The sequence below is a fragment of the Sporichthya sp. genome (assembly GCF_013815995.1).
Taxonomy (GTDB): domain Bacteria; phylum Actinomycetota; class Actinomycetes; order Sporichthyales; family Sporichthyaceae; genus Sporichthya.
On sequence record NZ_JACDFE010000007.1, the window covers coordinates 18,022 to 44,975 of the forward strand.

The 26,954-nt window shown below is 69.1% G+C and carries 25 protein-coding genes and 1 tRNA gene; 15 read left to right on the forward strand and 11 right to left on the reverse strand.

Annotated elements, in window-relative coordinates:
* Positions 1 to 37: 37 nt before the first annotated feature.
* The 6 genes from H0X00_RS01810 to H0X00_RS01835 all read left to right on the forward strand — a co-directional run bounded on the left by H0X00_RS01810 (position 38) and on the right by H0X00_RS01835 (position 6,552).
* Complete coding sequence (locus tag H0X00_RS01810; protein WP_293766975.1) at positions 38 to 1,507, forward strand: protein kinase family protein; 1,470 nt, start codon at positions 38 to 40, stop codon at positions 1,505 to 1,507.
* 164 nt (positions 1,508 to 1,671) lie between these two features.
* Complete coding sequence (sigM, locus tag H0X00_RS01815; RefSeq protein ID WP_293766976.1) at positions 1,672 to 2,412, forward strand: RNA polymerase sigma factor SigM; 741 nt, start codon at positions 1,672 to 1,674, stop codon at positions 2,410 to 2,412.
* On the forward strand, positions 2,409 to 3,767 hold the full coding sequence (locus H0X00_RS01820; protein WP_293766977.1) for a hypothetical protein: 1,359 nt from the start codon (positions 2,409 to 2,411) through the stop codon (positions 3,765 to 3,767). Before sigM ends, H0X00_RS01820 begins: the two co-directional genes overlap by 4 nt.
* A gap of 112 nt (positions 3,768 to 3,879) precedes the next feature.
* Positions 3,880 to 4,845, forward strand: a complete 966-nt coding sequence (gene trxB / locus H0X00_RS01825) for a thioredoxin-disulfide reductase (RefSeq protein WP_293766978.1) — start codon at positions 3,880 to 3,882, stop codon at positions 4,843 to 4,845.
* 40 nt (positions 4,846 to 4,885) lie between these two features.
* Positions 4,886 to 5,209, forward strand: a complete 324-nt coding sequence (gene trxA, locus H0X00_RS01830; RefSeq protein ID WP_293766979.1) for a thioredoxin — start codon at positions 4,886 to 4,888, stop codon at positions 5,207 to 5,209.
* 176 nt (positions 5,210 to 5,385) lie between these two features.
* Positions 5,386 to 6,552 (forward strand): N-acetylmuramoyl-L-alanine amidase, encoded by a 1,167-nt coding sequence (locus tag H0X00_RS01835; RefSeq protein WP_293766980.1) that lies wholly within the window; start codon positions 5,386 to 5,388, stop codon positions 6,550 to 6,552.
* Positions 6,553 to 6,618: 66 nt separating this feature from the next.
* Here H0X00_RS01835 and H0X00_RS01840 read toward each other — a convergent pair whose 3' ends face one another.
* The 9 genes from H0X00_RS01840 to rpmH all read right to left on the reverse strand — a co-directional run bounded on the left by H0X00_RS01840 (position 6,619) and on the right by rpmH (position 12,632).
* Entirely contained in the window at positions 6,619 to 7,236 is a 618-nt protein-coding gene (locus H0X00_RS01840) for a GNAT family N-acetyltransferase (protein ID WP_293766981.1), read from the reverse strand.
* 7 nt (positions 7,237 to 7,243) lie between these two features.
* Positions 7,244 to 8,314: a ParB/RepB/Spo0J family partition protein gene (locus H0X00_RS01845; protein WP_293766982.1), complete on the reverse strand. Its 1,071-nt coding sequence runs from the start codon at positions 8,312 to 8,314 to the stop codon at positions 7,244 to 7,246.
* Between the two features lie 47 nt (positions 8,315 to 8,361).
* Positions 8,362 to 9,282, reverse strand: a complete 921-nt coding sequence (locus H0X00_RS01850) for a ParA family protein (RefSeq protein WP_367186389.1) — start codon at positions 9,280 to 9,282, stop codon at positions 8,362 to 8,364.
* Positions 9,283 to 9,348: 66 nt separating this feature from the next.
* Positions 9,349 to 10,011, reverse strand: a complete 663-nt coding sequence (gene rsmG / locus H0X00_RS01855; protein ID WP_293766983.1) for a 16S rRNA (guanine(527)-N(7))-methyltransferase RsmG — start codon at positions 10,009 to 10,011, stop codon at positions 9,349 to 9,351.
* Positions 10,012 to 10,029: 18 nt separating this feature from the next.
* Positions 10,030 to 10,647 (reverse strand): R3H domain-containing nucleic acid-binding protein, encoded by a 618-nt coding sequence (locus tag H0X00_RS01860; RefSeq protein WP_293766984.1) that lies wholly within the window; start codon positions 10,645 to 10,647, stop codon positions 10,030 to 10,032.
* Positions 10,648 to 10,719: 72 nt separating this feature from the next.
* Positions 10,720 to 11,739, reverse strand: a complete 1,020-nt coding sequence (yidC, locus tag H0X00_RS01865) for a membrane protein insertase YidC (protein WP_293766985.1) — start codon at positions 11,737 to 11,739, stop codon at positions 10,720 to 10,722.
* Positions 11,736 to 12,098: a membrane protein insertion efficiency factor YidD gene (gene yidD, locus H0X00_RS01870; protein WP_293766986.1), complete on the reverse strand. Its 363-nt coding sequence runs from the start codon at positions 12,096 to 12,098 to the stop codon at positions 11,736 to 11,738. The genes yidC and yidD overlap by 4 nt, the downstream gene beginning before the upstream one ends.
* Entirely contained in the window at positions 12,095 to 12,484 is a 390-nt protein-coding gene (gene rnpA, locus H0X00_RS01875; RefSeq protein WP_293766987.1) for a ribonuclease P protein component, read from the reverse strand. The genes yidD and rnpA overlap by 4 nt, the downstream gene beginning before the upstream one ends.
* A gap of 10 nt (positions 12,485 to 12,494) precedes the next feature.
* On the reverse strand, positions 12,495 to 12,632 hold the full coding sequence (gene rpmH / locus H0X00_RS01880; RefSeq protein ID WP_293766988.1) for a 50S ribosomal protein L34: 138 nt from the start codon (positions 12,630 to 12,632) through the stop codon (positions 12,495 to 12,497).
* A gap of 228 nt (positions 12,633 to 12,860) precedes the next feature.
* Between rpmH and dnaA the strand changes: the two genes are divergently transcribed.
* The 9 genes from dnaA (at position 12,861) to H0X00_RS01925 (ending at position 24,571) form a co-directional block, all read left to right on the forward strand.
* Positions 12,861 to 14,294 (forward strand): chromosomal replication initiator protein DnaA, encoded by a 1,434-nt coding sequence (gene dnaA / locus H0X00_RS01885; RefSeq protein WP_293766989.1) that lies wholly within the window; start codon positions 12,861 to 12,863, stop codon positions 14,292 to 14,294.
* A 521-nt stretch (positions 14,295 to 14,815) separates the two neighbouring features.
* Complete coding sequence (gene dnaN, locus H0X00_RS01890) at positions 14,816 to 15,940, forward strand: DNA polymerase III subunit beta (RefSeq protein WP_293766990.1); 1,125 nt, start codon at positions 14,816 to 14,818, stop codon at positions 15,938 to 15,940.
* Between the two features lie 24 nt (positions 15,941 to 15,964).
* On the forward strand, positions 15,965 to 16,903 hold the full coding sequence (gnd, locus tag H0X00_RS01895; RefSeq protein WP_293766992.1) for a phosphogluconate dehydrogenase (NAD(+)-dependent, decarboxylating): 939 nt from the start codon (positions 15,965 to 15,967) through the stop codon (positions 16,901 to 16,903).
* 48 nt (positions 16,904 to 16,951) lie between these two features.
* Entirely contained in the window at positions 16,952 to 18,088 is a 1,137-nt protein-coding gene (gene recF, locus H0X00_RS01900; RefSeq protein ID WP_293766993.1) for a DNA replication/repair protein RecF, read from the forward strand.
* The gene (locus H0X00_RS01905; RefSeq protein WP_293766994.1) at positions 18,078 to 18,590 is read left to right on the forward strand and encodes a DUF721 domain-containing protein; all 513 of its coding nucleotides are present in this window, start codon (positions 18,078 to 18,080) and stop codon (positions 18,588 to 18,590) included. Before recF ends, H0X00_RS01905 begins: the two co-directional genes overlap by 11 nt.
* A 419-nt stretch (positions 18,591 to 19,009) precedes the next feature.
* On the forward strand, positions 19,010 to 20,965 hold the full coding sequence (gene gyrB / locus H0X00_RS01910; protein ID WP_367186392.1) for a DNA topoisomerase (ATP-hydrolyzing) subunit B: 1,956 nt from the start codon (positions 19,010 to 19,012) through the stop codon (positions 20,963 to 20,965).
* Positions 20,955 to 23,558, forward strand: a complete 2,604-nt coding sequence (gene gyrA / locus H0X00_RS01915; RefSeq protein ID WP_293766996.1) for a DNA gyrase subunit A — start codon at positions 20,955 to 20,957, stop codon at positions 23,556 to 23,558. Before gyrB ends, gyrA begins: the two co-directional genes overlap by 11 nt.
* Positions 23,559 to 23,561: 3 nt before the next feature.
* Positions 23,562 to 24,416 carry a DUF3566 domain-containing protein gene (locus tag H0X00_RS01920; RefSeq protein WP_293766997.1) on the forward strand — a complete coding sequence of 285 codons (855 nt, stop codon included), beginning with the start codon at positions 23,562 to 23,564 and terminating at the stop codon, positions 24,414 to 24,416.
* An 80-nt stretch (positions 24,417 to 24,496) separates the two neighbouring features.
* Positions 24,497 to 24,571 (forward strand) — tRNA-Ile (locus H0X00_RS01925).
* Positions 24,572 to 24,605: 34 nt separating this feature from the next.
* Here H0X00_RS01925 and H0X00_RS01930 read toward each other — a convergent pair.
* Positions 24,606 to 25,511, reverse strand: a complete 906-nt coding sequence (locus H0X00_RS01930) for a crotonase/enoyl-CoA hydratase family protein (RefSeq protein WP_293766998.1) — start codon at positions 25,509 to 25,511, stop codon at positions 24,606 to 24,608.
* A gap of 17 nt (positions 25,512 to 25,528) precedes the next feature.
* The coding region (locus H0X00_RS01935; protein WP_293766999.1) for a helix-turn-helix transcriptional regulator at positions 25,529 to 26,954 on the reverse strand (1,426 nt) is incomplete at its 5' end.

Here is a 26,954-nt window from a genome sequence, read left to right on the forward strand (position 1 = left end):
TGCCGACCATGGCACGCCCGGTCAGGAGGACGGTCAGGTGGTTTCTGCCACCCCGGAGGTGGGAAGCCGCCTTGCCGACCGCTACCGGCTGGTGGAGTGCATCGAGAAGGCCGACGGCGTCTCCACCTGGCGCGCCAACGACGAGAAGCTGGCCCGCCCCGTCGGGATCCACATCCTGGCCACCGAGACCGAGCTCGCCGAGGCCGTCGTCGCCTCGGCCCAGGACGCTGCGATGGTCGAGGACGGCCGGTTCCTGCGGGTACTGGACGCCGTGCACCGCGACAACGCCGCGTACGTCGTCTACGAGTGGCTGCCCGAACTGCGCACGCTGTCGGCGGTGCTGAATGCCGACGGCCCGCTGGACCCGGATGCCGCACAGCGGATGATCACGGACGCCGCGGAGGCGCTCGCCGCCGCCCACGAGGCCGGCCTGTCCCATCTACGGCTGCAGGCCGACACCGTCCTGATCACCTCCCGCGGCCAGGTGAAGATCCTCGGGCTGTGCCTCGAGGCCGCGTTGCACTCCACCACCGCCGGCGATCCGGCTCGCTCCGACGCCCGCGGCCTGGGCCGCGTGCTCTACGCGGCGCTGACCGCCCGTTGGCCTGAGGGCGAGGCCTTCGGCCTGGCCGCGGCCCCGTTCGAGCACGGCGCGATCTGCACCCCGCGTCAGGTCCGGGCCGGTGTCCCGGACGCGTTGGACGCAATTGTCGACCGCCTGCTCAACCCGAACCCTCGCACCGGCACCCCGCTGCGCAGCCCGGCAGACCTGGTCGACGCCCTGGACCAGCTACCTCGGCCCCGCACCCCGGGCAGCGGTCCGTCGACGGAGACCAGCGGGACGATGTCGGCCGTGGTGACCGGGATCCTCTCTCCGATGCCTACTCCGGACGGGTGGAAACCGTCCGCAGCCACCCGGGGGGCCCAGGTCGCCGTCATCGGGATGTTGGTGATCGGCCTGGTGCTGCTGCTCTGGCAACTGGCCCGGGCCCTGGCCCCGGAGAGCCTGGGCGGCGACGCGGACGGCCCGGAGCCGATGGCCCCGCTGGTCGCGATCAAGGTGGTGAACGCGGACGACTTCGACCCGCGGCCACAGGGCAACAACTCCGAGAACCCCAACCAGGTCCGCCTCGCCATCGACGGCCGGCCCGGGACCTCCTGGCGCACGGTGGCCTACAACAGCACCGCTTTCGGTGGGTTGAAGCCCGGAGTCGGCATTGTGCTGGACCTCGGCGGGGCGGAAACCGTCCGTCAGGTCAAGCTCCGACTACCCGACGAAGGCGCCAACGTCGAGATCCGGACCGCGGTCGTGACCGCCACCCAGCCCCCGGACGGCCTCGCCGCCTACCCGGTGGCTGCGAGCGTCACCGGCGCCGCCAAGGAGGAGACCCTGCGCTTCTCGGTGCCCGCCAAAACCCGCTTCATCCTGATCTGGATCACCCAGCTTCCACCGGGTGCGGGACCGACCTACCGGGGCGGCATCTCCGAGGTCACTGTCAGCGGCTGATCCGTCACCGGTACGGGTCCGTTCAGTTCCCAGCCCCCCAGCGTGTCTGATGTCCGGGCCAGGGCCGATTCGTTGAGTACCGTTAGCCCCACGTGCGGTTTCATCGTCGGCTCACCCATCGGCTCACCCATCGGCTCTGACATCGGCAGGAGGGCCCCGGGCTCGTGCAAGACCTGACCGAGGTCCCTGACCGGATCCTCCTGGACCGGCATCGCGAGGGCGACCCCAATGCCTTCGGCGAGATCGTCCGCCGGCATCGCGACCGCATGTGGGCGGTCGCGCTGCGCACCTTGGGCGACCCCGAAGAGGCCGCCGACGCCGTCCAGGACGCGCTGGTTTCCGCGTACCGCGCCGCCGAGGGCTTCCGCGGGGACTCCGCGATCACCACCTGGCTGCACCGGATCGTGGTCAACGCCTGCCTGGACCGGGCCCGCCGCAAGAGCATCCGCAAGACCGTTCCGCTCCCCGACCAGCAGGACGACGAGGACAAGGGCGGTCGCGACGTCGCGGTCGCCGAGGACCCGACCAACGACTCCGACCTGTCCATGGACATCGCCGCCGCGCTGGCGACGCTGCCCCCGGACCAACGGGCGGCGCTGGTTCTGGTCGACCTGCAGGGCTACCCGGTGGACGAGGCCGGGCGGATCCTCGGGGTCCCCACCGGCACCGTGAAGAGCCGCTGCGCCCGTGGCCGTGCCCGGCTTGTCCCCCTTCTCGCCCATCTGCGCCAGGGCGGTGACCCTCCTGGCGGACAAGGTGTCCAGGGAGGGAACCGAAGCACTCCCGCCGGCGTCGAAGCTGAGGTCAAGGGCAAGGTCGTACCTCTGCACCGGGGTGCGGCAAAAAGCACGGGGGGACCGCCAGGCCAGTCCGGGCCGGCGGAAGGAGCGGACCGGCGGACATGACTACGCATGAGCACCTGTCGATAGAGATCCTGGCGGACTACGCCGAGGGTCTACTCGGAGATGCCGACGCCACCTCGGTATCCGAGATACTCGCCTCCTGTGCCGACTGCCAGGCAGAGGCGGACCTTCTCGTTTCGGTGGGCCAGCTCCTGGCCGCCGACGACCCCGGGCCGATGCCCGCCCACTTCGCCGCCCGGATCGACGCCACTCTGGCCGATCTGGCTGCCGCGGAACCCGTCACTCCGAAGAGCACTCAGGCGACCACTGTCGGTGGGGGCGCGACGGTCATCGACCTCGCCTCCCGCCGTCGCTTCACGCCGGCTGCCCGCGTCACCTCCGTCGCCGCCAGCCTGGTCCTGCTCATCGGTGGCGTCGCCCTCGGTATGCAAGCCATCGGCACCGACGGGTCCAGCGACCCCGGCCTCGGAGCCACCGGCATCCTCCCGACCCCGTCCTCCGACAGCGCCGCCTCGGCCGACCGCGCCGCGCTGTACGCGCAGACCGAGGAGCCGACCGGCAAGGACCGCAAGAAGGGCAAGAACGGCGCGATCATCGACAAGCGCACCGGCACCGTGTTCGTCAACAACAAGGTTCTCTTCTCGGACGGCACCGTCGTCGTGAAGAAGAAGAACGGCGACGCTGAGGTCCGCACCTTCTCGCGCGGCGGGCCGATCACCACGATCGTGCCTAGATCTGCCGTCAAGCCGACCCCGGTACCGACTACCGCCACCACACCGGTCGTCACCCCGGAGAGCATTCCGCAACCGACCCCGACGCCCACGCCGAAGCCCCCCGCGACCACCGTGAAACCGTCCGAGCCGTACGTGAAGAACTCCGGCGACGTGTACAGCCAGGAGAACTTCGCGGCCAAGGTGCAGGGTCTGTTGCGCGCCTCCGGCGACGTCCAGCCGGTCTTCAGCGAGTCCTCCGAGTCCACGAAGCCCTCGCCGACCGACCAGAACCGGGTCTCCAGCGGCGCGGTGCGCTCCGACGAGGCCGGGGTTCCGGCCCGTGGCCCAGCTCCGGCCGACGTCGCGGCCAAGGTCAAGCGCTGCGCCGACCAGCTCGGCTACACCGGCGTTCTCGCCGGCGACGTCGGGACCTGGAAGGGCCAGGCCGCGACGATCCTCGTCACGCGCAACGCCGCCAACGCCAAGCAAGCCGACGGCTACGTCGTCTTCGGCGACTGCACCAAGGAAGCACCCGCCACCAAGGCGAGCATCCAGTGGGAGCAGCGCGTCGACCTGCCGGACGCCGCTGAGGAGCCCACGCCGGCCCCGAGCAGTATTCCCGCGCCCAACGACACCCTTCCCGGTGCCGTCACGAACAGCACCGTCGCCTCCACGGAGCAGTGAGCCGCGCCACCGGCTTCGCAGCCGGAGGCTGGGAATCGCACGCCCCTAGGATCGGTTGAAACGCGCGGGACCTGCTTCAGGTCCCGCGCATCATCCGATTGAAGGGCCTGTCGTGACCGACGTGCGGAATGTGATCGTGATCGGCTCCGGGCCGGCCGGGTACACCGCTGCCCTCTATGCCGCCCGGGCGGATCTCAAGCCGCTGGTGTTCGAGGGCGCGGTCACCATGGGTGGCGCGCTGATGAACACCACCGAGGTGGAGAACTTCCCCGGCTTCGCCGAGGGGATCCAGGGCCCGGACCTGATGACGGCCATGCGGGCGCAGGCCGAGCGGTTCGGCGCCGAGCTGGTCACCGACGACGTCACCGCCGTCGATCTGACCGGGGAGATCAAGAAGGTCTCCACCGGCTCCGGGGAGTTCCTGGCGAAGACCGTGATCATCGCGACCGGCTCCAAGTACAAGGAGCTCGGTCTGGACAACGAGAAGCGGCTGTCCGGGCACGGCGTCTCGTGGTGCGCCACCTGTGACGGGTTCTTCTTCCGCGACCAGGACATCGCGGTGGTCGGCGGCGGCGACTCGGCCATGGAGGAAGCGACCTTCCTGGCCCGGTTCGCGCGCTCGGTGACGATTATCCACCGGCGGGGCGAGCTGCGGGCCAGCAAGATCATGCAGCAGCGCGCCACCGACAACCCGAAGATCACGCTCATGCTCGAGCATGAGCCGATCGACATCCTCGGCGAGAGCAAGCTCTCCGGGATCGTGGTTCGGAACACCAGGACCGGCGAGGAGTCCAAGCTCGAGATCACCGGGCTGTTCGTCGCGATCGGCCACGAGCCCCGTTCCGAGCTGTTCGCCGGCCAGGTGGACACCGACGCCGAGGGCTACCTGACGGTCGCGCACCCGACCGCCAAGACCAACCTGTCCGGCGTCTTCGCCTGCGGCGACGTCGTCGACCACATCTACCGCCAGGCGATCACCGCGGCCGGCACCGGTTGTGCCGCCGCCCTGGACGCCGAGCGTTTCCTGGCTGCACTCGAGGGGAACGCCGGTCAGACCGGCGGGCTCGTCGAAGCCTGAACCACCATTTTTCTGAGCAACGCTGAGGAGAGAAACCCCGATGGGATCGATCGAAGCCGTCACTGACGACACCTTCGCCACGGATGTGCTCGGGTCCGACGTACCCGTGCTCGTGGACTTCTGGGCGCCCTGGTGCGGACCGTGCCGCCAGGTCGCTCCCATTCTCGAGGAGATCGCCGCCGAGAACGCCGGCAAGATCCGCATCGTCAAGCTCAACGTGGACGAGAACCCGAAGACCGCCGCCAAGTACGGCGTGGTCTCCATCCCGACGATGAACGTCTACTCCGGTGGCGAGGTCGTCAAGCAGATCATCGGCGCGAAGCCGAAGCCGATGATCCTCAAGGACCTTGCCGCCTTTGTGTGACCTGTAGCACCAGGTTTGACCAGGGAGACGCCCGGGACCGACGCGGCCGGGGCGTTCGCCTGACCCGAGCCGGGAATCCTGGTTAGGCTCGGACGCTGGTCTTCAGTGAGCGGCTGCCCGCCGCCGAGCGCTGTACGGAGGAGGCGAGCGCCATCGACACCCCGCGGCGCCACCCTGTGCTCCGGCTCGGCGACACCGGTCCGCCGGTGGCGGAGGTCCGGCGCAAGCTGGTGATGCTCTCCCTGCTCCCCAAGCCCGACGACGCGCTGCAGGATCCCGAGGAAGCCGTCTACGACGACGCCTGCGACCGCGCGGTGCGGCACTTCCAGCAGCAACGTGGGCTCAACGTCGACGGTCTGGTCGGCCGGGAGACCTCGGAGGTGCTGGAGGAGGCCCGCTGGCGCCTCGGTGACCGGCCGTTGTCCCACCAGGTCAGCCGCCCGCTGCGCGGGGACGACGTCGGCCTCCTGCAGCGCCGCCTGCTCGACATGGGGTTCAACTGTGGCCGGGCGGACGGCATCTTCGGCCCGGAGACCGCCCAGGCCCTGCGGGAGCTGCAGCGCAGCCTCGCGGTGAACCCGGACGGCATCTGTGGGCCGGACACCTTCCGCGCCCTCGACCGGCTGGTCAAGACGGTGACCGGCGGCCACCACCAGAATCTGCGCGAGGCCGAGGCACTGGCGCGCTCCGGGCCCCGCCTCGGCGGCAAGGTGGTCGTCATCGACCCCGGCCACGGTGGGCTGGACCACGGCAACGTGGCCAACGGCCTCACCGAGGCGAGCATCGTTGAGGACCTTGCCAGCCGCCTCGAGGGCCGGCTCATCGCGACGGGCGTGCAGGCGCACCTGACGCGCTCGATCAGCGGCCGCCACGCGCGTCAGGCCGTGCGGGACGACGAAGCTCGGGCCACCCTCGCCAACGAATTCCGCGCCGACCTGTTCGTCTCGCTGCACGTGGACTCGCACCCGAGCCCGCAGGCCAACGGCGTCGCCACCTACTTCTTCGGCACGGACCGGTTCGGCCAGTCCAGTGCCATGGGGCAGCGGTTCGCCGAGCTCGTACTGCGCGAGATCGCGGCCCGCACCGACCTGCTCAACTGCGGCACCCACGGCAAGACCTGGGATCTGCTGCGCCGGACCAAGATGCCCGCGGTGCGGCTCGACCTGGGCTACCTGACCAACCCGAGCGACGCCGCCCGGCTGGCCGATCCGGCGTTCCGCGACGTCGTCGCCGAGGCGATCCTGGTGGCCGTCCAGCGGCTCTACCTGCCGCCCGACGACGACGTCCCGACCGGTGCGCTGCGCATCGATAGTCTCTGGGCCGAGAGCGCCGGCCGCGCCTGAGTGGTGCACCTGAAACCCTTGTGGCACAAGGGCACTGACGTTGCGTCAGGTATTAGTGACGGACCGTCAGACCGGGCGGAGTGCCGGTTCTGGGGCCATTGATCCCAGTAGCCGCTCGAGCGCTACCTCGACGTCCTCACGCCAACTGAGCGTGCTCTTCACCTCGAGCCGGAGCCGCGGAAAGCGATGGTGCGGGCGGACGGTCTTGAACCCGACCGCGAGCAGGTACTCGGCCGGCACCAGACACCCCGGGCCGTCCCACTTCGCGTCCCCGAAGGCCTCGATCGCCTTCACCTCGCGCCGGACCAGATCCTTGGCCACGCCTTGAATCAGCATCCGGCCCAAGCCCTGGCCGGAGAACTCCGGCAGGACGTGTCCGGTGGTCAGGAGAACGGCGTCGCCGCTCACCGGGCTGGTCGGGAACGCCACCGAGCGGGGGACGTAGACCGGCGGGGAGAACATGACGTAGCCGGCGGTGACCCCGTCCACCTGAACGAGCTTCCCGCACGAGCCCCACTCGAGTAGCGTCGCGGAAACCCAGGCCTCCTTCTCCAGGCCGGGGTCGCCCGCCTTCGCCGCACGCTCGGCGGCAACCGGATCGAGCTCCCAGTACACGCAGCTGCGGCAGCGCGCGGGCAGCTCGTCGAGCTGGTCCAGGGTGATGCTGACGAGACGCCGCGTCATCGCACGCTCACTCTCCGCGAAAAGACCCCAGCATCGTACCCGGCGACATAAGGCTGACAAGGCGCTCGAGGTCTTCCACGGAGGCGAACTCCACCACGATGCGACCCCGGCTCTGGCCCAGATGCACCTTGACCCGGGTGTCCCACTGATCGCCCAGATTGGCCGCCAGGTCGTCCAGAGCGGGGGCCGTTCGCCGGCCGGCCCGGACCTTGCGGGCGGGCTTCGGAGAGTTGTCGCCGATCGCGACCATTTCCTCCACGGTTCGCACCGACAGACCTTCGGCCACCACCCGACCGGCCAGGAGCTCCTGGGCCGCCGGGTCGTCGAGGGCGAGCAGGGCACGGGCGTGGCCTGCGGAAAGGACGCCGGCCGCCACCCGCCGCTGCACGCTGGGCGGCAGCTTGAGCAGGCGGATCGTGTTCGAGATCTGCGGGCGGGACCGACCGATCTTCGCCGCCAGTTGGTCGTGGGTGCAGTCGAAGTCCTTGAGCAGCTGGTCGTAGGCCGCCGCCTCTTCCAACGGGTTCAGGGCCGCCCGATGCAGGTTCTCCAGGAGCGCGTCGACGAGCATCGACTCGTCCTCGGTCTCCCGCACGATCGCCGGGATGGCCTCGAACCCGGCCAGCTGGGAGGCGCGCCAGCGGCGCTCCCCCATGATCAGCTCGAACTTCTCGTCGCCGAGCGGCCGGACCACGATCGGCTGGAGCAGCCCGATCTCCTTGATGGAGTGGACCAGCTCGGCGAGCTGGTCCTCGTCGAAGACGTGGCGCGGCTGCATCGGGTTGGGCGTGATGGCCCCGATCGGGATCTCGGCGAAGTACGCCCCGGCGACGAGGCCGTCCTCGTCGGCGTTCCAGCCGCCGGCCGGAGTGATCGGAACCGCGGCAGAGAACGCTGGCTCGACCGGCTCGTCCAGAACGGGCTCGTCCGGTACGGGCTCGTCCGACGCCGGCGGTGCGGCCTGAACGATGGTGGGCACGGGCGCGGTGGGGGCGTCCGGCTCGGGCTCAGGTGTGGGCGCGCTGGTCGGGATGAGTGCCCCCAGCCCGCGGCCCAGCCCTCGGCGGCGGTCAGTCACGACGTGCGTCCTCCTGGATCAGGCAATGCAGTTTCACGTGAAACAGATCAAGCAGCGCCGGCGGCAGCGATCTCCCGCGCCGCCTCCAGGTAGGAGAGGGCACCAGCTGAGCCGGGATCGTAGGCGATGACGGTCTGGCCGTAGCTGGGCGCCTCGGAGATCCGGACTGAACGCGGCACCGCCGTCTTCAAAACCGTGTCCCCGAAGTGCGTGCGCACCTCCTCGGCCACCTGCTGGGCCAGCCGGGTCCGCGAGTCGTACATCGTCAGCAGGATCGTCGATACCGCGAGATCCGGATTCAGGTGCGCCTTGACCAGATCGACGTTGCGGAGCAGCTGGCCGAGCCCTTCCAGCGCGTAGTACTCGCACTGGATCGGGATCAGCACCTCGCGACTGGCCACCAGCGCGTTGAGCGTGAGCAGCCCCAAGGACGGCGGGCAGTCGATGAGGACGTAGTCGATGTCCTCGGTGTAGGCCTCGATCGCTTTATGTAGCCTCGACTCCCGCGCGACCATCGGCACCAGCTCAAGCTCTGCACCGGCCAGGTCGATCGTGGCCGGAACACAGAGGAGCCCTGGAAGGCCCTCGACCTCCTGCACGCACTCCTTGATTCCGGTGCCCTCGACCAGCAACTCGTAGCTGGAGGAAACGCCGGCGTGGTGCGGGACCCCGAGGGCCGTGGAGGCATTGCCCTGCGGGTCGAGGTCGATCACCAGGACTTTCAGGCCGTGCATCGACAGCGCCGCCGCCACGTTGACGGTCGTCGTGGTCTTGCCGACGCCACCCTTCTGATTGGCGACAACCATGACCCGACGCCGGTTCGGCTTGGGCATCCGAGGCAGAGATCCGCCGCGGATAGCCGCTGCGGTTCGTGCCTCAGCGGCGATCGGCGGGTCCTGCGGCTGGTGGATGAGGGGATCGCGATGCGCCTCGTCGGGCGAACCGTAGACCGGGTCGTGCGGCTGCATACCCGTGTCCTTTCTTTACTGCGCTGGTTCAGTGGAGATGGTCCACGTGAAACATCAGTGCGTGTTTCACGTGAAACGGGCGAGGGCGACACCCCTCGCTTCGATCACGGTCGTCGGTTCGTCGGTGGGGCCCAGGGTGCGGACCGCAGCGTCGGAAATCCCGAGCGCAGCCAACGCCGGGCCGGCGGAGGAAAGTTCTTCGGAGGCGGATGAGCCCTTCACGGCCAGTAACCGCCCGCCCGGGCGGAGCAGGGGAACGGTCCAGCCGGCCAGCTTCTCCAGCGGTGCGACCGCACGGGCCAGCACGACATCGAAGGTGCCGGCCAGGTCCCGAACGTCCTCGGCGCGATCGCGGCGCACGGTGACGCTGGTCAGGCCGAGCGCCTCGACCGCCTCGGCGAGGAAGGTGGTCCGGCGCAGCATGGGCTCGATCAAGGTGACGCTGACATCCGGGCGCAGGATGGCCACCACGAGTCCGGGCAGACCTGCGCCGGACCCGACATCGGCGACCCGATCGCCGGGTGCGAGCTCCGCGGCGATCACCCCGCAGTTCAGCAGGTGCCGGTCCCATAACCTCGGGACCTCGCGCGGGCCGATCAGCCCGCGCACCACACCGTCACCGGCCAGCAGGTCGGCGTAGGCCACGGCCATGGACAGCCGCTCGCCGAAGAGCTCGCGGGCCGACTCCGGTGGCGGCGGCGCGAGCTGGCCCGGCGGCGCAGCGCTCACAGCGCGGAACTCATGGCGTCATGCCGGATGAACCACCACGCGCCGGCTGGGCTCTTCGCCCTCGGACTCACTGCGCAGGCCGGCGTCGGCGATCGCGTCGTGCACGATCTTGCGCTCGAACGGGGTCATCGGGGCCAGCTTCACCGACGTGCCGGTGGACTTGACCTCGTCGGCCGTCTTGGTGCCGAGCTCGGTCAGCTCCTCGCGGCGGGCCGCACGGAAGCCGCCGATGTCGAGCATCAGCCGACTGCGCTCCCCGGTCGCCCGGAGCACCGCCAGTCGGGTCAGTTCCTGCACCGCCTCCAGCACCTGACCGTCCTTGCCGACCAGTTGCTTGAGGTCCGCGCCGACGATCGAGACCGCGGCGCGGTCTCCTTCGACGTCCATGTCGATGTCGCCGTCGAGGTCGGCGATGTCGAGTAGACCCTCGAGGTAGTCCGCCGCGATCTCGCCCTCCTGCTCCAGCTCGACCAGGCGGGCCTTGGACGGCTTGCGCGGACCGCGGCGACGGCCGCCCTCGCTCTCCTCGGCGCCCTCGTCGGCGCCTTCCTCTGTGCCCTCATCAAGCTCTACAGCCTCGGCGCCCTCATCGGGCTCGAGGTCATCAACGGCGGACTCTACGGACGACTGACTCACCGCTTGGATCTCCTTCTGTCTGACGTCGACCGGCCGACGCCCACGGGGGGCGGCCAGGTCGACCCGGTGGTGCTAACGCTTCTTGGAGCCCGAGCCGCCGGAGGGGCGCTTGCTCTTGGGCTGACGCTGCGGTTGCTGCCGTGCCCCGGGGGTGACCCCGCCGGCATTGCCGTTCGCGGCTCCACCACCCGGCTTCGCGCCAGGCTGCGGACCGCGTTTGCGGATATTGACGGGCGTCCCTGACGGATCGTCAGAAGTGGTATCTGCGCTGGTGGGGGCCGGTGTGGCGCTGGAGCCGCGCTTTTTCTCCTGGCGCTGGAGCATGGCGTCGTGCGCCTTGCTTCCGATCGCAGGCATCCGCCGGATGACGTACATCTGCTGACCCATCGACCAGAGGTTCGAGACCAGCCAGTAGAGCAGCACGCCGACCGGGAAGTTGATCCCGAACACCGCGAACATGATCGGGAACAGGTACATCATCACCTTCTGCTGACGCAGGAAGGGAGAGGATTCGAGCGAGGCGGACGGCATGTTCTTCGTCATCAGCTGCCGCTGTGTGTAGAACTGCGACAGGCTCATCCCGAGGATCATCACGATGGTGACGAAGTGGACCGAGAAAGACTCGGCCCCCATGAACTTGTCGTCCAGGTGGGCACCGAAGAAGCTCGCCTGCCCGGCACTGCGCACGTCCTCGAGGTTCATCACCCCGACGGCCTGCTCCTTGGAGACCTTGTTCAGCACCTGGTAGAGCGCGAGGAAGATCGGCGCCTGCGCGAGGATCGGGAAGCAGCTGGCCAGCGGGTTGGTGTTGTGCTCCTTGTAGAGCTTCATCAACTCCTGAGAAGTCCGCTCCCGGTCACCCTTGTAGCGCTGCTGAATTTTCTTGATCTCCGGCTGCAGCTGCTGCATCGCCCGCATCGACTTGATCTGCTTGACGAACAGTGGGATCAGCAGGATCCGGATCAGGACAACCAGGCACACGATGGCCAGGCACCAGGACCAGCTCGGGCTCATGCCCAGCCCGTCGAACCCCCGGTGGAACCTGAGGATGATCCACGAAACAGCGTCGTAGAGCGGATCGAGGATCTTCACCGGGTGGCTCCCTGCGGGGACTGGGTGCGCGCAGCCGCGCTGCCGGCCGTCGTCGAGGACGAGCCGGAGTCTGAACTGCGAAATCTACCTGCATCCTCGGGGGGCTCCGCCCCCCGAGTCCCCCCCGACAAACCTCGACGGGGACGGCGCTCGGGTACGAAGTCCACGCCGCCGGAGTTCCAGGGATTGCACCGGACCACCCGGCGCGCGGTCAGCCACCCGCCGCGCAGCGTGCCGTGCACCCGGAACGCGTCGTACCCGTAGTGCGAACACGACGGGTAGAACCGGCAGACCGGGCCCAGCCACACGCTGATCGTCCACTGGTAGAGCCGGATCAGGCCCATGAACAGGTACTTCACCTCGCCCCCTCGGGGAGCAGGCGAGCAAGGCCGGCATCGACGTCGGCGGCCAGCGCGACCGAACGGGCCGTCCCCGCGGGCGGAAGCGCCCGCACCACCAGCACCGAGCCGGCCGGCAGCCGGTCCAGTCGGGTGCGCAGCACGGCCCGCAGCCGACGCTTGACCTGGTTGCGGACGACCGCGGGACCGACCGACTTGCCGACCACGAGACCTACCTGCGCAGGGCCCTGACCAGCGGAAACGCCGGTCGGGTCAGCTGTCGAACCAGCCGCGCACGGGCCGGTCCGCAGGTGCAGGACAAGCGAGTTCCGCCCGGAGCGACGACCGCCACGCACTGCGGCAGCGAAGTCCGGCGCGCGGCGTAGCCGGTTCCCGGCGGGGAGCATGGGCCTGTTTTCAGGCGGACAGACGCGAGCGGCCCTTGGCTCGGCGCGCGGTCAGGATCGCCCGGCCTGCGCGGGTACGCATGCGCAGCCGGAAACCGTGCGTCTTCGCGCGACGGCGGTTGTTCGGCTGGAAGGTGCGCTTGCTCACGGGACACTCCTGGGTGGGTCGACGGCTTACGGTACGCACCCCTCTGCGGGGCGGTCAAACCAGCGCGTTTCCCGTCCGCCCCGGATCCTCGGTAGTCCTTACCGACAGTCATCCCCAGGCTGTGGACTGGGGTGTGGACGAGGCCTCGGCAGCCCTTGCGCGAACCGACATAATCCACCAGATCCCTCCACCATTCGGGGATCAATCGACCGATTGAAGGGCGCCGACGTGACGGACCACGATCCGAATCTCACCCAGCTCTGGAACCGCGCCCTGCTGGACCCCACGCTCGCCGATCTGCCCCAGAACCACCGGGCGTTCCTGCGTCTGACCAGGCCGATCGCCCTGGTGGAGGGCACCGCGGTGCTGTCCGCGCCGACCGAGTTCGCCCGGGACATCATCGAGACCCGGATGCGTGACCAGCTCGCCGCGGCCCTGGGTCGGGAGTGCGGCCAGGAGGTCCGGATCGCGGTCACCGTCGACGAGGGTGCGCCCGACGCTCTGCCCGACCTCGGCGACGACGAGGACTGGGAGAACAGCGACGACGTGGAGCTGGACCGCATCGGAGGTGACGACCCGACAGATCCGCCCGCCGTCCGGCTCTCCGAGATCAACACCGACACCGAGGCACGGCTCAACCCGAAGTACGTTTTCGAACGGTTCGTCACCGGGTCGAGCAACCGGTTCGCGCATGCCGCTGCGGTGGCCGCGGCCGAGGCGCCGGCGAAGGCCTACAACCCGTTGTTCATCTACGGCGACTCCGGCCTCGGCAAGACCCACCTGCTGCACGCCGTCGGGCACTACACGTCGGGCCTGTTCCGCGGACTGAGGGTCCGTTATGTCAGCTCCGAGGAGTTCACCAACGACTTCATCAACGCGATCCGTGACGGTCGGGCAGAAAGCTTCCGGGCCCGCTATCGCAACGTGGATGTCCTGCTGATCGACGACATCCAGTTCCTGGAGAACAAGGAGCAGACGCAGGAGGAGTTCTTCCACACCTTCAACACTCTCCATAACTCCTCGAAGCAGATCGTCATCACCTCCGACCGGCCTCCGAAGCAGCTGGTCACGCTGGAAGACCGGCTGCGCAACCGGTTCGAGTGGGGCCTTATCACCGACGTCCAGCCGCCCGAGCTCGAGACCCGCATCGCGATCCTGCGGAAGAAGGCGGCCCAGGAGGGTCTGGACGCCCCGCCCGAGGTGCTCGAGTACATCGCCACGAAGGTCTCGGCGAACATCCGCGAACTGGAGGGCGCCCTGATCCGGGTGACCGCCTTCGCGAGCCTCAACAAGCAGGTTGTCGACCTGTCGCTGGCCGAGGTCGTGCTCAAGGATCTGATCTCGGATCACACCGGCCCGGAGATCTCGCTCGCCACGATCATGGCCCAGACCGCGCAGTACTTCGGGATCTCCATCGACGACCTCTGTGGACAGTCGCGTTCCCGGGTGTTGGTGACGGCCCGCCAGATCGCGATGTACCTGTGCCGTGAGCTCACCGAGATGTCACTGCCGAAGATCGGTCAGGCCTTCGGCGGACGGGACCACACCACGGTCATGCACGCCGAACGGAAGATCCGTCAGTTGATGGCCGAGCGTCGCTCTGTGTACAGCCAGGTCACCGAACTGACGAACCGGATCAAGCAGCAAACGCGCAACAGCTGAGCTCCGTATATGCAACGCCGTGGCGGCCGGCTGTTAGGTAGGCCTAGTCCCACCACCCACAGGTGTGTACAACTCTGTGGATGCTGAGAATCCGCTAAGAAAGCCTCATCCGAGGTTTGAGTGGGGTTCAGCCGCCGGTGGACAACCGGGGGATGACGCGCCGGACGCAGCTGTGCAATTCGGATGTGGACGGCGGCTCGACCCGGCCCGATCGCCGGCCGAACCACAGTTCATGCACCGGCCGACCCCAGGGCGCCCACAGGGCCGGTGGAGGGAGCACCCCGTCCGACCTCGGACAACGCCGCAATCCACAGAATCCACTGCACCTAAGAAGAGGACTATCCATTCCTCTTCTGACATTGGACACAACAAGTCTGGAGCCGGGAGCATCTGTGCAGATCCCTGCCTGTCAGACTTGCCCGCTAGGACGTAACCGGTGGACCGTTCGGTTCCCGCCTCGGGCTGGTTCGTCCCGCGGGGACATGTGGGGATGTACTTCCCGGGATGTGGAGGCGTAGACGGTGAAATTCCGGGTCGAGCGTGACGTTCTGGCCGAGGCTGTTGCCTGGACCGCCCGAAGCCTTCCGGTGCGGCCGCCGGTGGCGGTGCTTGCCGGCCTGCTGTTGACCGCGGACGAGAACGGCCTGGCGCTGTCCGGGTTCGACTACGAGGTCTCGGCGCGCGCGGAGGTCTCTGCCGACATCGCTGCCGAGGGCCGTGCCCTGGTCTCCGGCCGGCTGCTGGCCGATATCTGCAAGTCGCTGCCGGCCAAGCCGGTGGACATCAGCATCGACGGGACCAAGGTCAACCTGGTCTGCGGCAGCGCGCGCTTCAGCCTGTTGACGCTGCCGGTCGAGGACTACCCGACGCTGCCGGAGATGCCGTCCCGTTCCGGCGCCGTGCCCGCCGACGTGTTCGCCCACGCCGTCGCCCAGGTCGCCGTGGCCGCGGGGCGGGACGACACGTTGCCGATCCTGACCGGGATCCGGATCGAGATCGACGGTGACACCGTGACTCTCGCCGCGACCGACCGGTACCGGCTCGCGGTCCGGGAGTTCACCTGGAAGCCCGAGCAGCAAGGCATGAGCGCCTTCGCGCTGGTCCCGGCCAAGACGCTGGCCGACACCGCCAAGTCGATGACCGGCGAGGTCGAGCTCGCGCTCTCCTCCGGTGCCTCCGGCGAGGGTCTGGTCGGCCTGACCAGCAGCGGCCGGCGGACCACCTCCCGGCTCCTCGAGGGGGATTTCCCCAAGTACCGCTCGCTGCTGCCCTCGGAGTCGCTGTCCTACGCGACGGTCGCGACCGCCCCGTTCCACGAGGCCGTGCGCCGCGTTTCGCTGGTCGCCGAGCGCAACACCCCGGTTCGGTTGTCGTTCTCGGCCGGTGAACTGGTCCTCGAGGCCGGCTCCGGCGACGAGGCTTCGGCCTCGGAGGCGCTGGAAGCCCAGCTGGACGGGGACGACATCGCGATCGCGTTCAACCCGACCTACCTGCTCGACGGCCTGGGAGCGCTGGACAGTTCCCACGTGCGCCTGGCCTTCACCACCTCGACCAAGCCGGCCATCATCACCCCGACGACCGCCGAGGGCGGCGGTGACGGCACCGAGTACCGTCACCTCCTCATGCCGGTCCGCTTGTCCGGCTGATTTCGGTAGGCAGGGGCAGCACACATGCAGATCGGGATGGTCGGCCTCGGCCGCATGGGCGGGAACATGTCCGAGCGGCTGCGCGCCGCCGGCCATGAGGTCGTGGGTTTCGACAACGACGCGACCAAGTCCGACGTGGGGGACCTCAAGGGCCTGGTCGAAGCGCTGGCCGCACCGCGCGCTGTCTGGGTGATGGTTCCGCACGGCAGCCCGACCACCTCCAGCGTTCATGCCCTGGCTGAGTTGCTCTCGCCCGGCGATGTGGTGATTGACGGCGGGAACTCGCGCTGGACCGACGACCTCGAGCACGCCAACTACCTGCACGAACGGGGCATCGGCTTCGTCGACGTCGGGGTCTCCGGTGGGGTGTGGGGCAAGACCAACGGCTACGCCCTCATGGTCGGCGGCGCGGACCCCCACGTGGCGCGCCTGATGCCGGTGTTCACCGCGCTCAAGCCCGAGGGCGACTTCGGATTCGTCCACGCCGGCGGGGTCGGGGCCGGCCACTTCGCGAAGATGGTCCACAACGGCATCGAGTACGGCCTGATGCAGGCCTTCGCCGAGGGCTACGAACTGATGGCCGCCTCCGAGGTCGTCACCGACGTGCCCGCGGTGGTCAAGTCCTGGCGCAAGGGCACGGTCATCCAGTCCTGGCTGCTGGAGCTGCTCGACCGGGCCTTGGACGCGGACGACGACCTGTCCGCGCTGCGTGGTTACGCCGAGGACTCAGGCGAGGGCCGGTGGACGGTGGAAGCCGCGATCGACAACGCCGTCCCCCTGCCGGTGATCACCGCCGCACTCTTCGCGCGGTTCGGCTCGAGGCAGGACGACTCCCCGGCGATGAAGGTGATCGCCGCCCTGCGCAACCAGTTCGGCGGGCACGCGGTCACCGCGGCGCCCGGCATGGTGGAGAAGGGCGCGGACGCCCCCGGCGCCGACGTCACCCCGCCGCCCATCGGCTGACTGCTCGGCTGACTCGCCTGTGTCCCCCCGGGGGCACAGAATGGCGGAGTGCACCTCGAGCTGCTTTCGCTGACGGACTTCCGGTCCTACAGCGAGGTCGAGATCCAGCTGGTGCCGGGCGGCTGCGCCTTCGTCGGCCCCAACGGGCAGGGCAAGACCAACCTGGTCGAGGCGATCGGCTACGTCGCGACCCTCGGCAGCCACCGCGCCGCCGGGGATGCGCCGCTGGTCCGGCTCGGCGCCGAGCGCGCGACGGTCCGCGCCGGGCTGGTGCGCGATGACCGCAAGGCCCTGGTCGAACTCGAGATCGTGCCGGGCAAGTCGAACCGGGCCCGGATCAACCGGGCCGATGTGCCGCGCGCCCGCGAGGTGCTCGGCCTGCTCCGGACCGTGTTGTTCGCGCCCGAGGACCTGGCGATCGTCAAGGGCGACCCGTCCGAACGGCGTCGGTTCCTCGACGAGCTGCTCACTGTGCAGTCGCCGCGGATGGTGGCGGTGCGCTCGGAGTACGACCGGGTGCTCAAGCAGCGCAACGCCCTGCTCAAGACAGCCGGCGCCACCGTGCGGTCGGGCAAGGGCGACCTGCGCACCCTCGAAATCTGGGATTCACACCTGGCGTCGTCGGGCGCGGACCTGCTGGCGGCCCGGCTACGGCTGGTGGCGGAGCTCGGGCCGCTGGTGGAGAAGGCCTACGACGAGGTGTCGGCCGGCGGTGGGGCGGCGACGATGAACTACAAGTGCTCCCTCGGTCCCGAGGCCGCGCTCGTTCCGGACCGGGACCTGCTCTCCGCCCAGCTGCTGGAGGCGATCTCAGCGGCCCGCTCGCAGGAACTGGACCGCGGGGTCTCGCTCGTCGGGCCGCACCGGGACGACCTGGTGCTGCAGCTCGGGCCGCTGCCGACCCGGGGCTACGCCAGCCATGGGGAGTCCTGGTCCTACGCGCTCGCGCTGCGGCTGGCGTCCTACAACCTGCTGCGCGAGAGCGGCGACACCGGCATGGACCCCGTGCTCATTCTCGACGACGTGTTCGCCGAGCTGGACGCCGAGCGGCGACAGCGGCTGGCCCGCCTGGTCGGCACCGCGGAACAGGTGCTGATCACCGCCGCCGTCCCGGCCGATGTGCCCGAAGAACTGGCCGGCGCGCGCTACGACGTGATGGCCGGTGAGGTGCGCCGTGTCGTCTGACCCGCCGATCCCCGAGGAGAACACGGGCATCGATCTCGCCCGATCCGCGCTGGCCGAGGCCCGGGCGTCCGCCCGGGAACGGATGGGCAAGCCCGGCGCCAAGGGGTCCCGCCGGACCCAGCGGGCGGCCCGTCCCGGCGACGCCCGCGATCCGGCGACCTTCGGTGATGCGCTGCTGGGCCTGATCTCGGAGCGTGGCTGGGAGGTCCCGGTCGCGGTGGGCGATGTGATGGACCGCTGGGCCGAGATCGTCGGCGCGGACATCGCCGCGCATGCCGAGCCGCTGTCGTTTGACGAAGGCGTGCTCGCGGTCCAGGCGTCGTCCACAGCCTGGGCCACGCAACTGCGGCTGCTGTCGCCCGACATCGTCAGGCGGCTGAACGTCGAACTGGGCCACGGGACGGTGATCCGGATCGAGGTCAAGGCGCCCTCCGGGCCGTCTTGGCGCAAGGGCCGGCTGCGGGTGCAGGACGGCCGCGGCCCGCGCGACACTTACGGGTAACCCTAGGTAGCCAAAGGTAGGCGAATAGCTACAGAGGGTCATGACCGCGGCGTCGTCCCGAGCTTTTTCCACAGCTGGGGACAACCGGTTGGGTATACCGCGTACGTTTGCGCTCCGTCCGTCCAGGGACGAAAAGCGCACCCGCGTGGGGGGACACGTAAGAGGGGTCTCGGCGCGGCTGTGACGCGATCTGAGGCCGTGGCGGCGCGAGAGTGTCGGCGGATCCCAGTAGACTGGGGCGCATACGCGCGGTCTCCCGGCTTGTCGGACGGGCCGGGCTCGACGGAGGGAACGGCGCTTTCGTGGTCGACAGCAACAGTACGGCGACCGGCACCATCGCAGATCCGACCCCCGATCAGCCCCCGGTAGCGGCCGGACCGACGGCAGCCTCGACGGCACAGCCGAACAACAACACCGAGCTGCGCTCTTACGACGCGAGTGCGATCCAGGTCCTCGAGGGCCTCGAGGCGGTCCGCAAGCGGCCGGGTATGTACATCGGTTCGACCGGCGAGCGCGGGCTCCACCACCTTGTGTACGAGGTTGTGGACAACGCTGTGGACGAAGCCCTGGCGGGCTTCTGCGACCGGGTCGACATCACGATCTTGAACGATGGCGGGGTCCGGGTGGTCGACAACGGCCGCGGCATCCCGGTCGACATGCACCCGGTGGAGAAGAAGCCGGCCGTCGAGGTCGTCCTCACCGTGCTGCACGCCGGCGGTAAGTTCGGCGGCGGCGGGTACGCGGTCTCCGGCGGTCTGCACGGCGTCGGCGTTTCCGTGGTCAACGCGCTCTCCAGTCGCCTCTCGGTCGAGATCCAGCGCGATGGCTACGTCTGGCGGCAAAGCTACATCGGCGGCGGCGTCCCCGAGGCTCCGCTCGATCGTGGCGAGAGCACCGACGCGACCGGCACCACCGTCACCTTCTGGGCCGACGACACGATCTTCGAGACCACCGAGTACGACTTCGAGACGCTGCGCCGGCGCTTCGAGGAGATGGCGTTCCTGAACAAGGGACTGACCCTCTCCCTCACCGACGAGCGGGAGTCCCACCGCGACGACGAGACCGGCGCCCCGGCGGTGGTCTACATGTACTCCGGCGGCATCGTCGACTACGTCTCGCACCTCAACGCGACCAAGCAGGCCTCGCACCCCACGATCCTGTCGTTCGAGGCCGAGGACACCGAGCGGCACATGGCCATCGAGATCGCCATGCAGTGGAATCAGACCTTCGCCGAGTCCGTGTACACCTTCGCGAACACCATCAACACCCACGAGGGCGGCACCCACGAGGAGGGCTTCCGGTCCTCGCTCACCTCGCTGATGAACAAGTTCGGCCGGCAGTGGGGTCTGCTCAGGGAGAAGGACGCCAACCTCACCGGTGAGGACATCCGCGAGGGCCTCACGGCGATCGTGTCGATCAAGCTGTCGGAGCCTCAGTTCGAGGGCCAGACCAAGACCAAGCTCGGCAACACCGAGGCGCGCACCTTCGTGCAGACGATCCTCAACGAGCGCCTGGGCGAATGGCTGGAGAAGAACCCGGCGGAGGGCAAGCAGATCGCCCGCAAGTCCATCGACGCGGCCAGCGCCCGGATCGCCGCGCGCAAGGCACGCGACCTGGCTCGCGGCCGCAAGGGACTGCTGACCGGCGGCGGCATGCCCGGAAAACTGAGGGACTGTCAGTCCAACGAGCCGGAGCGCTGCGAGGTCTACATCGTCGAGGGCGACTCGGCCGGTGGCAGCGCGGTCGGCGGCCGCGATCCGATGACGCAGGCGATCCTGCCGATCCGCGGCAAGATCCTCAACGTCGAGAAGGCGCGCATCGACCGGGTGCTGCAGAACACTGAAGTGCAGGCGATCATCACGGCCCTCGGTACCGGCATCCACGACGACTTCGACATCCTGAAGTTGCGGTACCACAAGGTGATCCTGATGGCCGACGCCGACGTCGACGGCCAGCACATCCGGACCCTGCTGCTCACGCTGCTGTTCCGCTACATGCGCCCGCTGGTCGAGGCCGGGCACATCTTCCTGGCGCAGCCGCCGCTCTACAAGATCAAGTGGCCCGGCGGTAAGGACAACGTCGAGTACGCCTACTCCGACCGCGAGCGCGACGCGCTGCTGCGCGCCGGCGCCGAGGCCGGTCGCAAGATTCCCAAGGAAGACGGCATCCAGCGGTTCAAGGGCCTCGGTGAAATGCCGGCCAAGGAGCTGTGGGACACCACGATGGACCCGGCCACCCGGATCCTGCTTCAGGTCACGCTCGACGAGGCCGCGATGGCCGACGAGCTGTTCACGATCCTGATGGGCGAGGACGTCGAGTCCCGCCGCAACTTCATCCAGCGTAATGCGAAGGACGTGCGGTTCCTTGACATCTGACACCACGTCAACTCCGCCGCCGCCCCCGCCGGGGGACCGGATCGAGCCGGTCGGGCTCGAGGTCGAAATGCAGCGCTCCTACCTCGACTACGCGATGAGCGTGATCGTGGGGCGCGCGCTGCCGGATGTCCGCGACGGCCTCAAGCCGGTGCACCGCCGCGTGCTTTACGCGATGTACGACGGTGGCTATCGACCCGACCGGGGTTACAACAAGTGCGCCCGCGTCGTCGGTGACGTGATGGGCAACTACCACCCGCACGGTGACACCGCGATCTACGACGCCCTGGTCCGCCTCGCGCAGCCGTGGTCCTTGCGGATGCCCCTGGTCGACGGCAACGGCAACTTCGGTTCGCCGGGCAACGACCCTGCCGCGGCGATGCGCTACACCGAGGCCCGCCTCGCGCCGCTGGCGATGCAGATGCTGGCGGACATCGACGAGGAGACCGTCGATTTCTCGCCGAACTACGACGGCCGCCAGCAGGAGCCGGACGTCCTGCCCGCTCGCTTCCCGAACCTGCTCGTCAACGGCTCGGCCGGCATCGCGGTCGGCATGGCGACCAACATCCCGCCGCACAACCTGCGCGAGGTCGCCTCCGGGGTGCAGTGGTACCTGGAGAACTTCGACTGCACGAAGGAGGAGTTGCTCGAAGCGCTCCTGGAGCGGGTGAAGGGCCCGGACTTCCCGACCGGCGCCACGATCATCGGTCTGCGCGGAATGCAGGATGCCTACCGGACCGGCCGGGGCTCGATCACGATGCGCGCGGTCGTCGAGGTGGAGGAGAACGCCAAGGGCCGCACCCAGCTCGTCGTGACCGCCCTGCCGTACCAGGTCAACCCGGACAACCTCGCGACGAAGATCGCCGAGCTCGTCAACGATGGCAAGATGCAGGGGATCGCCGAGCTCAACGACGAGACCAGCCAGCGGACCGGCCAGCGCCTGGTCATCGTGCTCAAGCGCGACGCCGTCGCGCAGGTCGTACTGAACAACCTCTACAAGCACACGCAGCTGCAGGACACCTTCGGCGCCAACATGCTGGCGCTGGTCGACGGCGTGCCGCGCACCCTGTCGCTGGACGCTTTCGTCCGGCACTGGGTGACCCACCAGGTCGAGGTCATCATCCGGCGCACGCAGTTCCGGCTGCGCAAGGCGGAGGCGCGCGCTCACATCCTGCGCGCGCTGCTCAAGGCCCTCGACGCGCTCGACGAGGTCATCGCCCTGATCCGGGCGAGCCAGTCGGCGGAAGAGGCCCGCACCGGCTTGATGGCCCTGCTCGAGATCGACGAGCTGCAGGCCAACGCGATCCTCGACATGCAGCTGCGCAAGCTCGCTGCCCTCGAGCGGCAGAAGATCATCGACGAGTACGACGAGTTGATGACGCTGATCGCCGGCTACAACGAGATCCTCGCCTCACCGGAGCGCCAGCGGCAGATCATCTCCGAGGAGCTCGCGGTCACCGTCGAGAAGTACGGCGACGAGCGGCGCACCGAGATCCTGCCCTGGGAGGGCGAGGTCTCGATGGAGGACCTCATCGCCGAGGAAGACATCGTCATCACGATCACCCGCGGCGGGTACGCCAAGCGCACCAGCGCCGCGCTCTACCGCGAGCAGAAGCGCGGCGGGAAGGGCGTGCGCGGGGCGACCCTGCGGCAGGACGACATCGTCGAGCACTTCTTCGTCACCACGACCCACCACTGGATCCTGTTCTTCACGAACAGGGGCCGCGTCTATCGGACAAAGGCGTACCAATTGCCTGATTCCGGGCGCGATGCCAAGGGGATGCACGTCGCGAATCTGCTCGCCTTCCAGCCCGACGAGACGATCGCCCAGGTCGTCTATCTGCGTGACTACTCGGTCGCGCCTTACCTGGTCTTGGCAACCCGTTCCGGGCAGGCCAAAAAGACCGCTTTGACCGAATACGACTCCCCGCGCCAGGGCGGGGTCATCGCGATCAACCTGCGCGAGGACGACGAGGTGATCGGCGCGCTGCTCGTCTCGGCCACCGATGACGTGTTGCTGGTCAGCCGGCGGGCGATGTCGATCCGGTTCACGGCGAACGATGCGGCCCTGCGTCCGATGGGCCGCGCGACCGGCGGGGTCCGCGGCATGAACCTCAAGGACGACGACTCGTTGTTGGCGATGTCCCTCGTTCGGCCGGACTCGGACCTGGTGGTGGCTACTGCGAACGGGTTCATCAAGCGGACCCCGTGCGACGCGTACCGAATCCAAGGCCGAGGGGGATTCGGAACCCAGGCCGCGAAGACAACTGACGAGCGTGGGGAACTTGTCGGTGCCCTAGTCGTGACCGAAGGCGAGCAGCTTTTTGCCATCACTTCGAACGGCGGAGTCATCCGAACGGTTATTACAAGTACTGATCCTCGGCGTACGGGTCGTGCCACCATGGGTGTACGGCTGATCAATGTGGCCGACGGAGACAGTGTCGTAGCGATCGCGCGCAACGCGGAGCCCTCGGTCGAGGACTCCGAAACCGGGACGGAAGAAGATTCCGATTCGGTGTCGTTGCCCACGGACGCCGACAGCGGCGGGGATGATCAGGGCGGCTCCGGGGGAGGCGCCGACGATCGGGAGGACTGAGCGATGAGCTCGAAGGAAGGCCGCGGGGGGCGTTCGCGCTTCGGCATTGGACGAAAGTCCGACGCCGAGAACCAGGGCGAGGACGGTGGCGAGTCCGGCGCGCAGATGACTGCGACGGCGGACAAGGCGGACAAGCGCGGCAGCGCTCAGGCCGAGATCGTGACGGCTCCGGCCGTGACCGACGGTGACGTGTTTGCGCCGGCGAAGCCGGTCAGCATGTCGGCTCCGGTCAGCGCTTCGGCCAGTTCTTCGGCCAGCGGTGCGCCGGTCAACGCCTCGGTGAACGCGTCGGGCAACGGGTCTGCGCCGTCCAAGGCCGGCGCGGCCGTGGTCGACGCTCCCGACAAGCCGGTCAAGAAGGTGCCGCTGGCGCCCTCGCGGGCCGCCTTGATGCGGGACAAGCCCGAGCCCAACAAGTCCGACGCCCCGATCCCGCGCTCGCGACTCGGCCGGACCAAGGGCAGCGACGCCATCCGCGCACCGCGCGTGCGCCGCGCCCGGCTCAAGATCGCCAACATCGACCCCTGGTCGGTGATGAAGGTTTCGTTCCTGTTCTCCGTCGCCCTCGGCGTGATCCTGCTGGTCGCGGTCGCGCTGCTCTGGCTGCTGCTGGACTTCATGGGCTTCTTCTCCACCGTCGCCAGCACCGTCGACGACATCTCCGGCGAAGAGGGCGGCTCGTCCGGCTTCGACGTCGTCGCGTTCTTCTCCCTGCCCCGCGTGCTGGGCATGGCCACGATCGTCGCCCTGATCGACATCGTGATGATCACCGCGCTCACCACGCTGTGCGCGTACCTCTACAACATCTCCACCGACCTGGTCGGCGGCGTCGAGGTCACCCTCGCCGAAGAGGAATAGCACTCACGAACGTCCGAAGGCCCCTCCCGATCCGATTGGGAGGGGCCTTCGTCGTTGGGGTATCTTTCTCCGGCACCCCGGGGCCTATAGCTCAGCTCGGTTAGAGCGCTTCCCTGATAAGGAAGAGGTCGATGGTTCAAGTCCATCTAGGCCCACCGAAACGTCCTGGCCGCGCCGTAGGCGCGGGCCTCAGCGTTTTCTGGGCTCCAGGTCCACGACGTTCTTCGGGTTCGGCTTCTCGCCCTGGGAGTAGTCGCCGAAGGGGCCGTCGCGGCGGGCGACGGCCGCGTGGGCGCCCTCGCGCTCGGCGTACTCGATGAACTCCAGCGCCTCCGGGGTGTTGCGCAGCATCCCGTCGAGCATGGTGCCGAGCAGCTGGGTGCTGCCCAGGCCCATGTTCGTGTAGGCCTGGTTGACCACGGTCTTCATCGCCGTCATCTGGTTGAGCGGGATCGTGCACAGCCGCTCGGCGAGGGAGTAGACGGTGTCCTCGAGCTGGTCGAAGGGGACGGCGTCGTTGACCAGGCCGAGCTTCTTGGCCTCGACGCCGGACAGGGCCCGGCCGGTAAGGGCGAGTTCCTTGGCGTGGGCGAGGCCGAGCCGGTAGATCCACATGCCGGCGTGGTGGCAGCCCCACATCCGGGAGTAGGGGGTTCCGATCTGGGCGTCCTCGCTCATGATCACGATGTCAGCGCACAGCGCCATCTCGCTGCCTCCGCCGACGCACCAGCCGTGCACCTGGGCGATCACCGGCTTGGGGCTGTTCCACAGGCTCATGAACTTCGGCACCCAGCCCAGGAACGGGGAGCTGTTGGCGATCAGCTCCTTGCCCGGGTCCCACTTGCCGTCGGTGGTCAGCACCTCGTCGTAGGTGTGGAAGCCGTCGCCGAAGTCGAAGCCGGCGCAGAACGCGCGGCCGGCGCCGCGGAGCACGATCACCTTCACCGCGGCGTCGCGAATGGCGAGGCTCACGGCGGACTCGAGCTCGTCCGGCATCGGCGGGACGATCGTGTTCAGCTGGTCGGGTCGGTTCAGCGTGATGGTCGCGATCGGTCCCTCGGTGGAGTAGACGAGGGTGTCGAACTGAGCGGGCATCAGGTCTCCGGGGTGGGTCAGCGGACGAGTTCGGCGAGGTCCGAGCGGCGGGAGATCCCGAGCTTGGCATAGATGCGCTGCAGCCGGTTGTCGACGGTGCGCACCGACAGGTGCAACTCCTCGGCGATCTCCCGGTTGGTGCGCCCGGCGACCGCGAGCAGCGCGGTCTCCCGCTCGGCAGCGGTGAGCTGCTCGCGGGAGGCGACAGGCGCGAGCGCCGGCGTGACCGCACCTTCGCAGTCGCGGGCGAAGGCGCCTGCCCGGTGCAGTTCGGCATCGGCCTTCTGAGCACGGCCGGCCCGTCGCCACGCGACGGCGGCGTCGGCGCTGGCCTCGGCTGCGAGCAGGGCGGCACCGAGCCGGTCGAAGGTGCCGGCTGACTCCCCGAGGACTTCGGGGTCGCCGGCGCACAGCCCGTCGACGTGCTGGACGCGGGCAAGGATCAGCTCGCCCTCCAGCGCCGGGGCGAGGCGGGCGAGGCGGTCGCGGACCTGGACAGCCCCGCCGATCCGGGCGATGTCGTGCAGGGCCGCGGAGGTGCCGACCAGGTCGCCGATCCGTTCGCCGGCGTCCGCGGAGTCGAGGAACAGGTCCCGGGCGGCGGCCAGCCGGCCCTCGGCCACCGCGGTCCAGGCCCGGGCGGCCAAGTGCTCGGTGGTGCTCCACTGGGGCTGCTCGACGTCGAGGGCATCGGCCGCGATCAGCGCGCGGGTAGCGCTGGGCCCGTCGCCGGCCAGGGCGAAAGCCAGGGCGAGCTGGGAGCGCAGGCTGTGTTCGAAGCCGCGCCGGCCCAGGCGATGCAGCAGAGTGATCGCCTCGCGGGCGTCGTGGGCGGCCTGCCGCACGTGCCCGCGCTCGCGCACCGACCGGGACAGGTGCCAGAGGAAGTAGGCCCGGGCCTCGCTGCTGCCGTCCTGGAGTCCCTGCTGGTACTGCTCGTGCGCGAGCGCCTCGCCCTCGGCGAACCGGCCGGCGTGCGCGAGCGACTCGCACCGGGCGAACAGGTAGAACCACGGGTACCAGTCGCCCGGCTCCAGCGTGGTCGCGGCCGCGTGCCCGCGTTCGGCGGTGTCCAGAGCCTCCTGGACCCGGCCGAGCCGGCTCAGCCCGTACGCCGCGACCAGATAGAGCCAGGACGCCGACCTGGGATCAGCCTCCGACAGCAGGGGGAGCGCGGCCTCGGCCGCGATGCCGGGGCCGGTCCCGGCCAGCAGGAGCCCGGACCGGCGGGCGGAGACCTCGCGGCGCAGCGCGGGATCGGTGATCGCGGCCTCGGCCCGTTCGGCCACCCGCATTCCTTCGCCGGTGCGCCCGAGCTGGGTCCAGAGCACCTCGATGTGGACGACGGCCAGCCGAGCGCGCTCGGCATCGGTGCGGGCGAACTCGACCAGCATGGCGAGCTGGTCGGCGGCGTCCTCGGGCCGGCCCTGCAGCGCGAGGCTC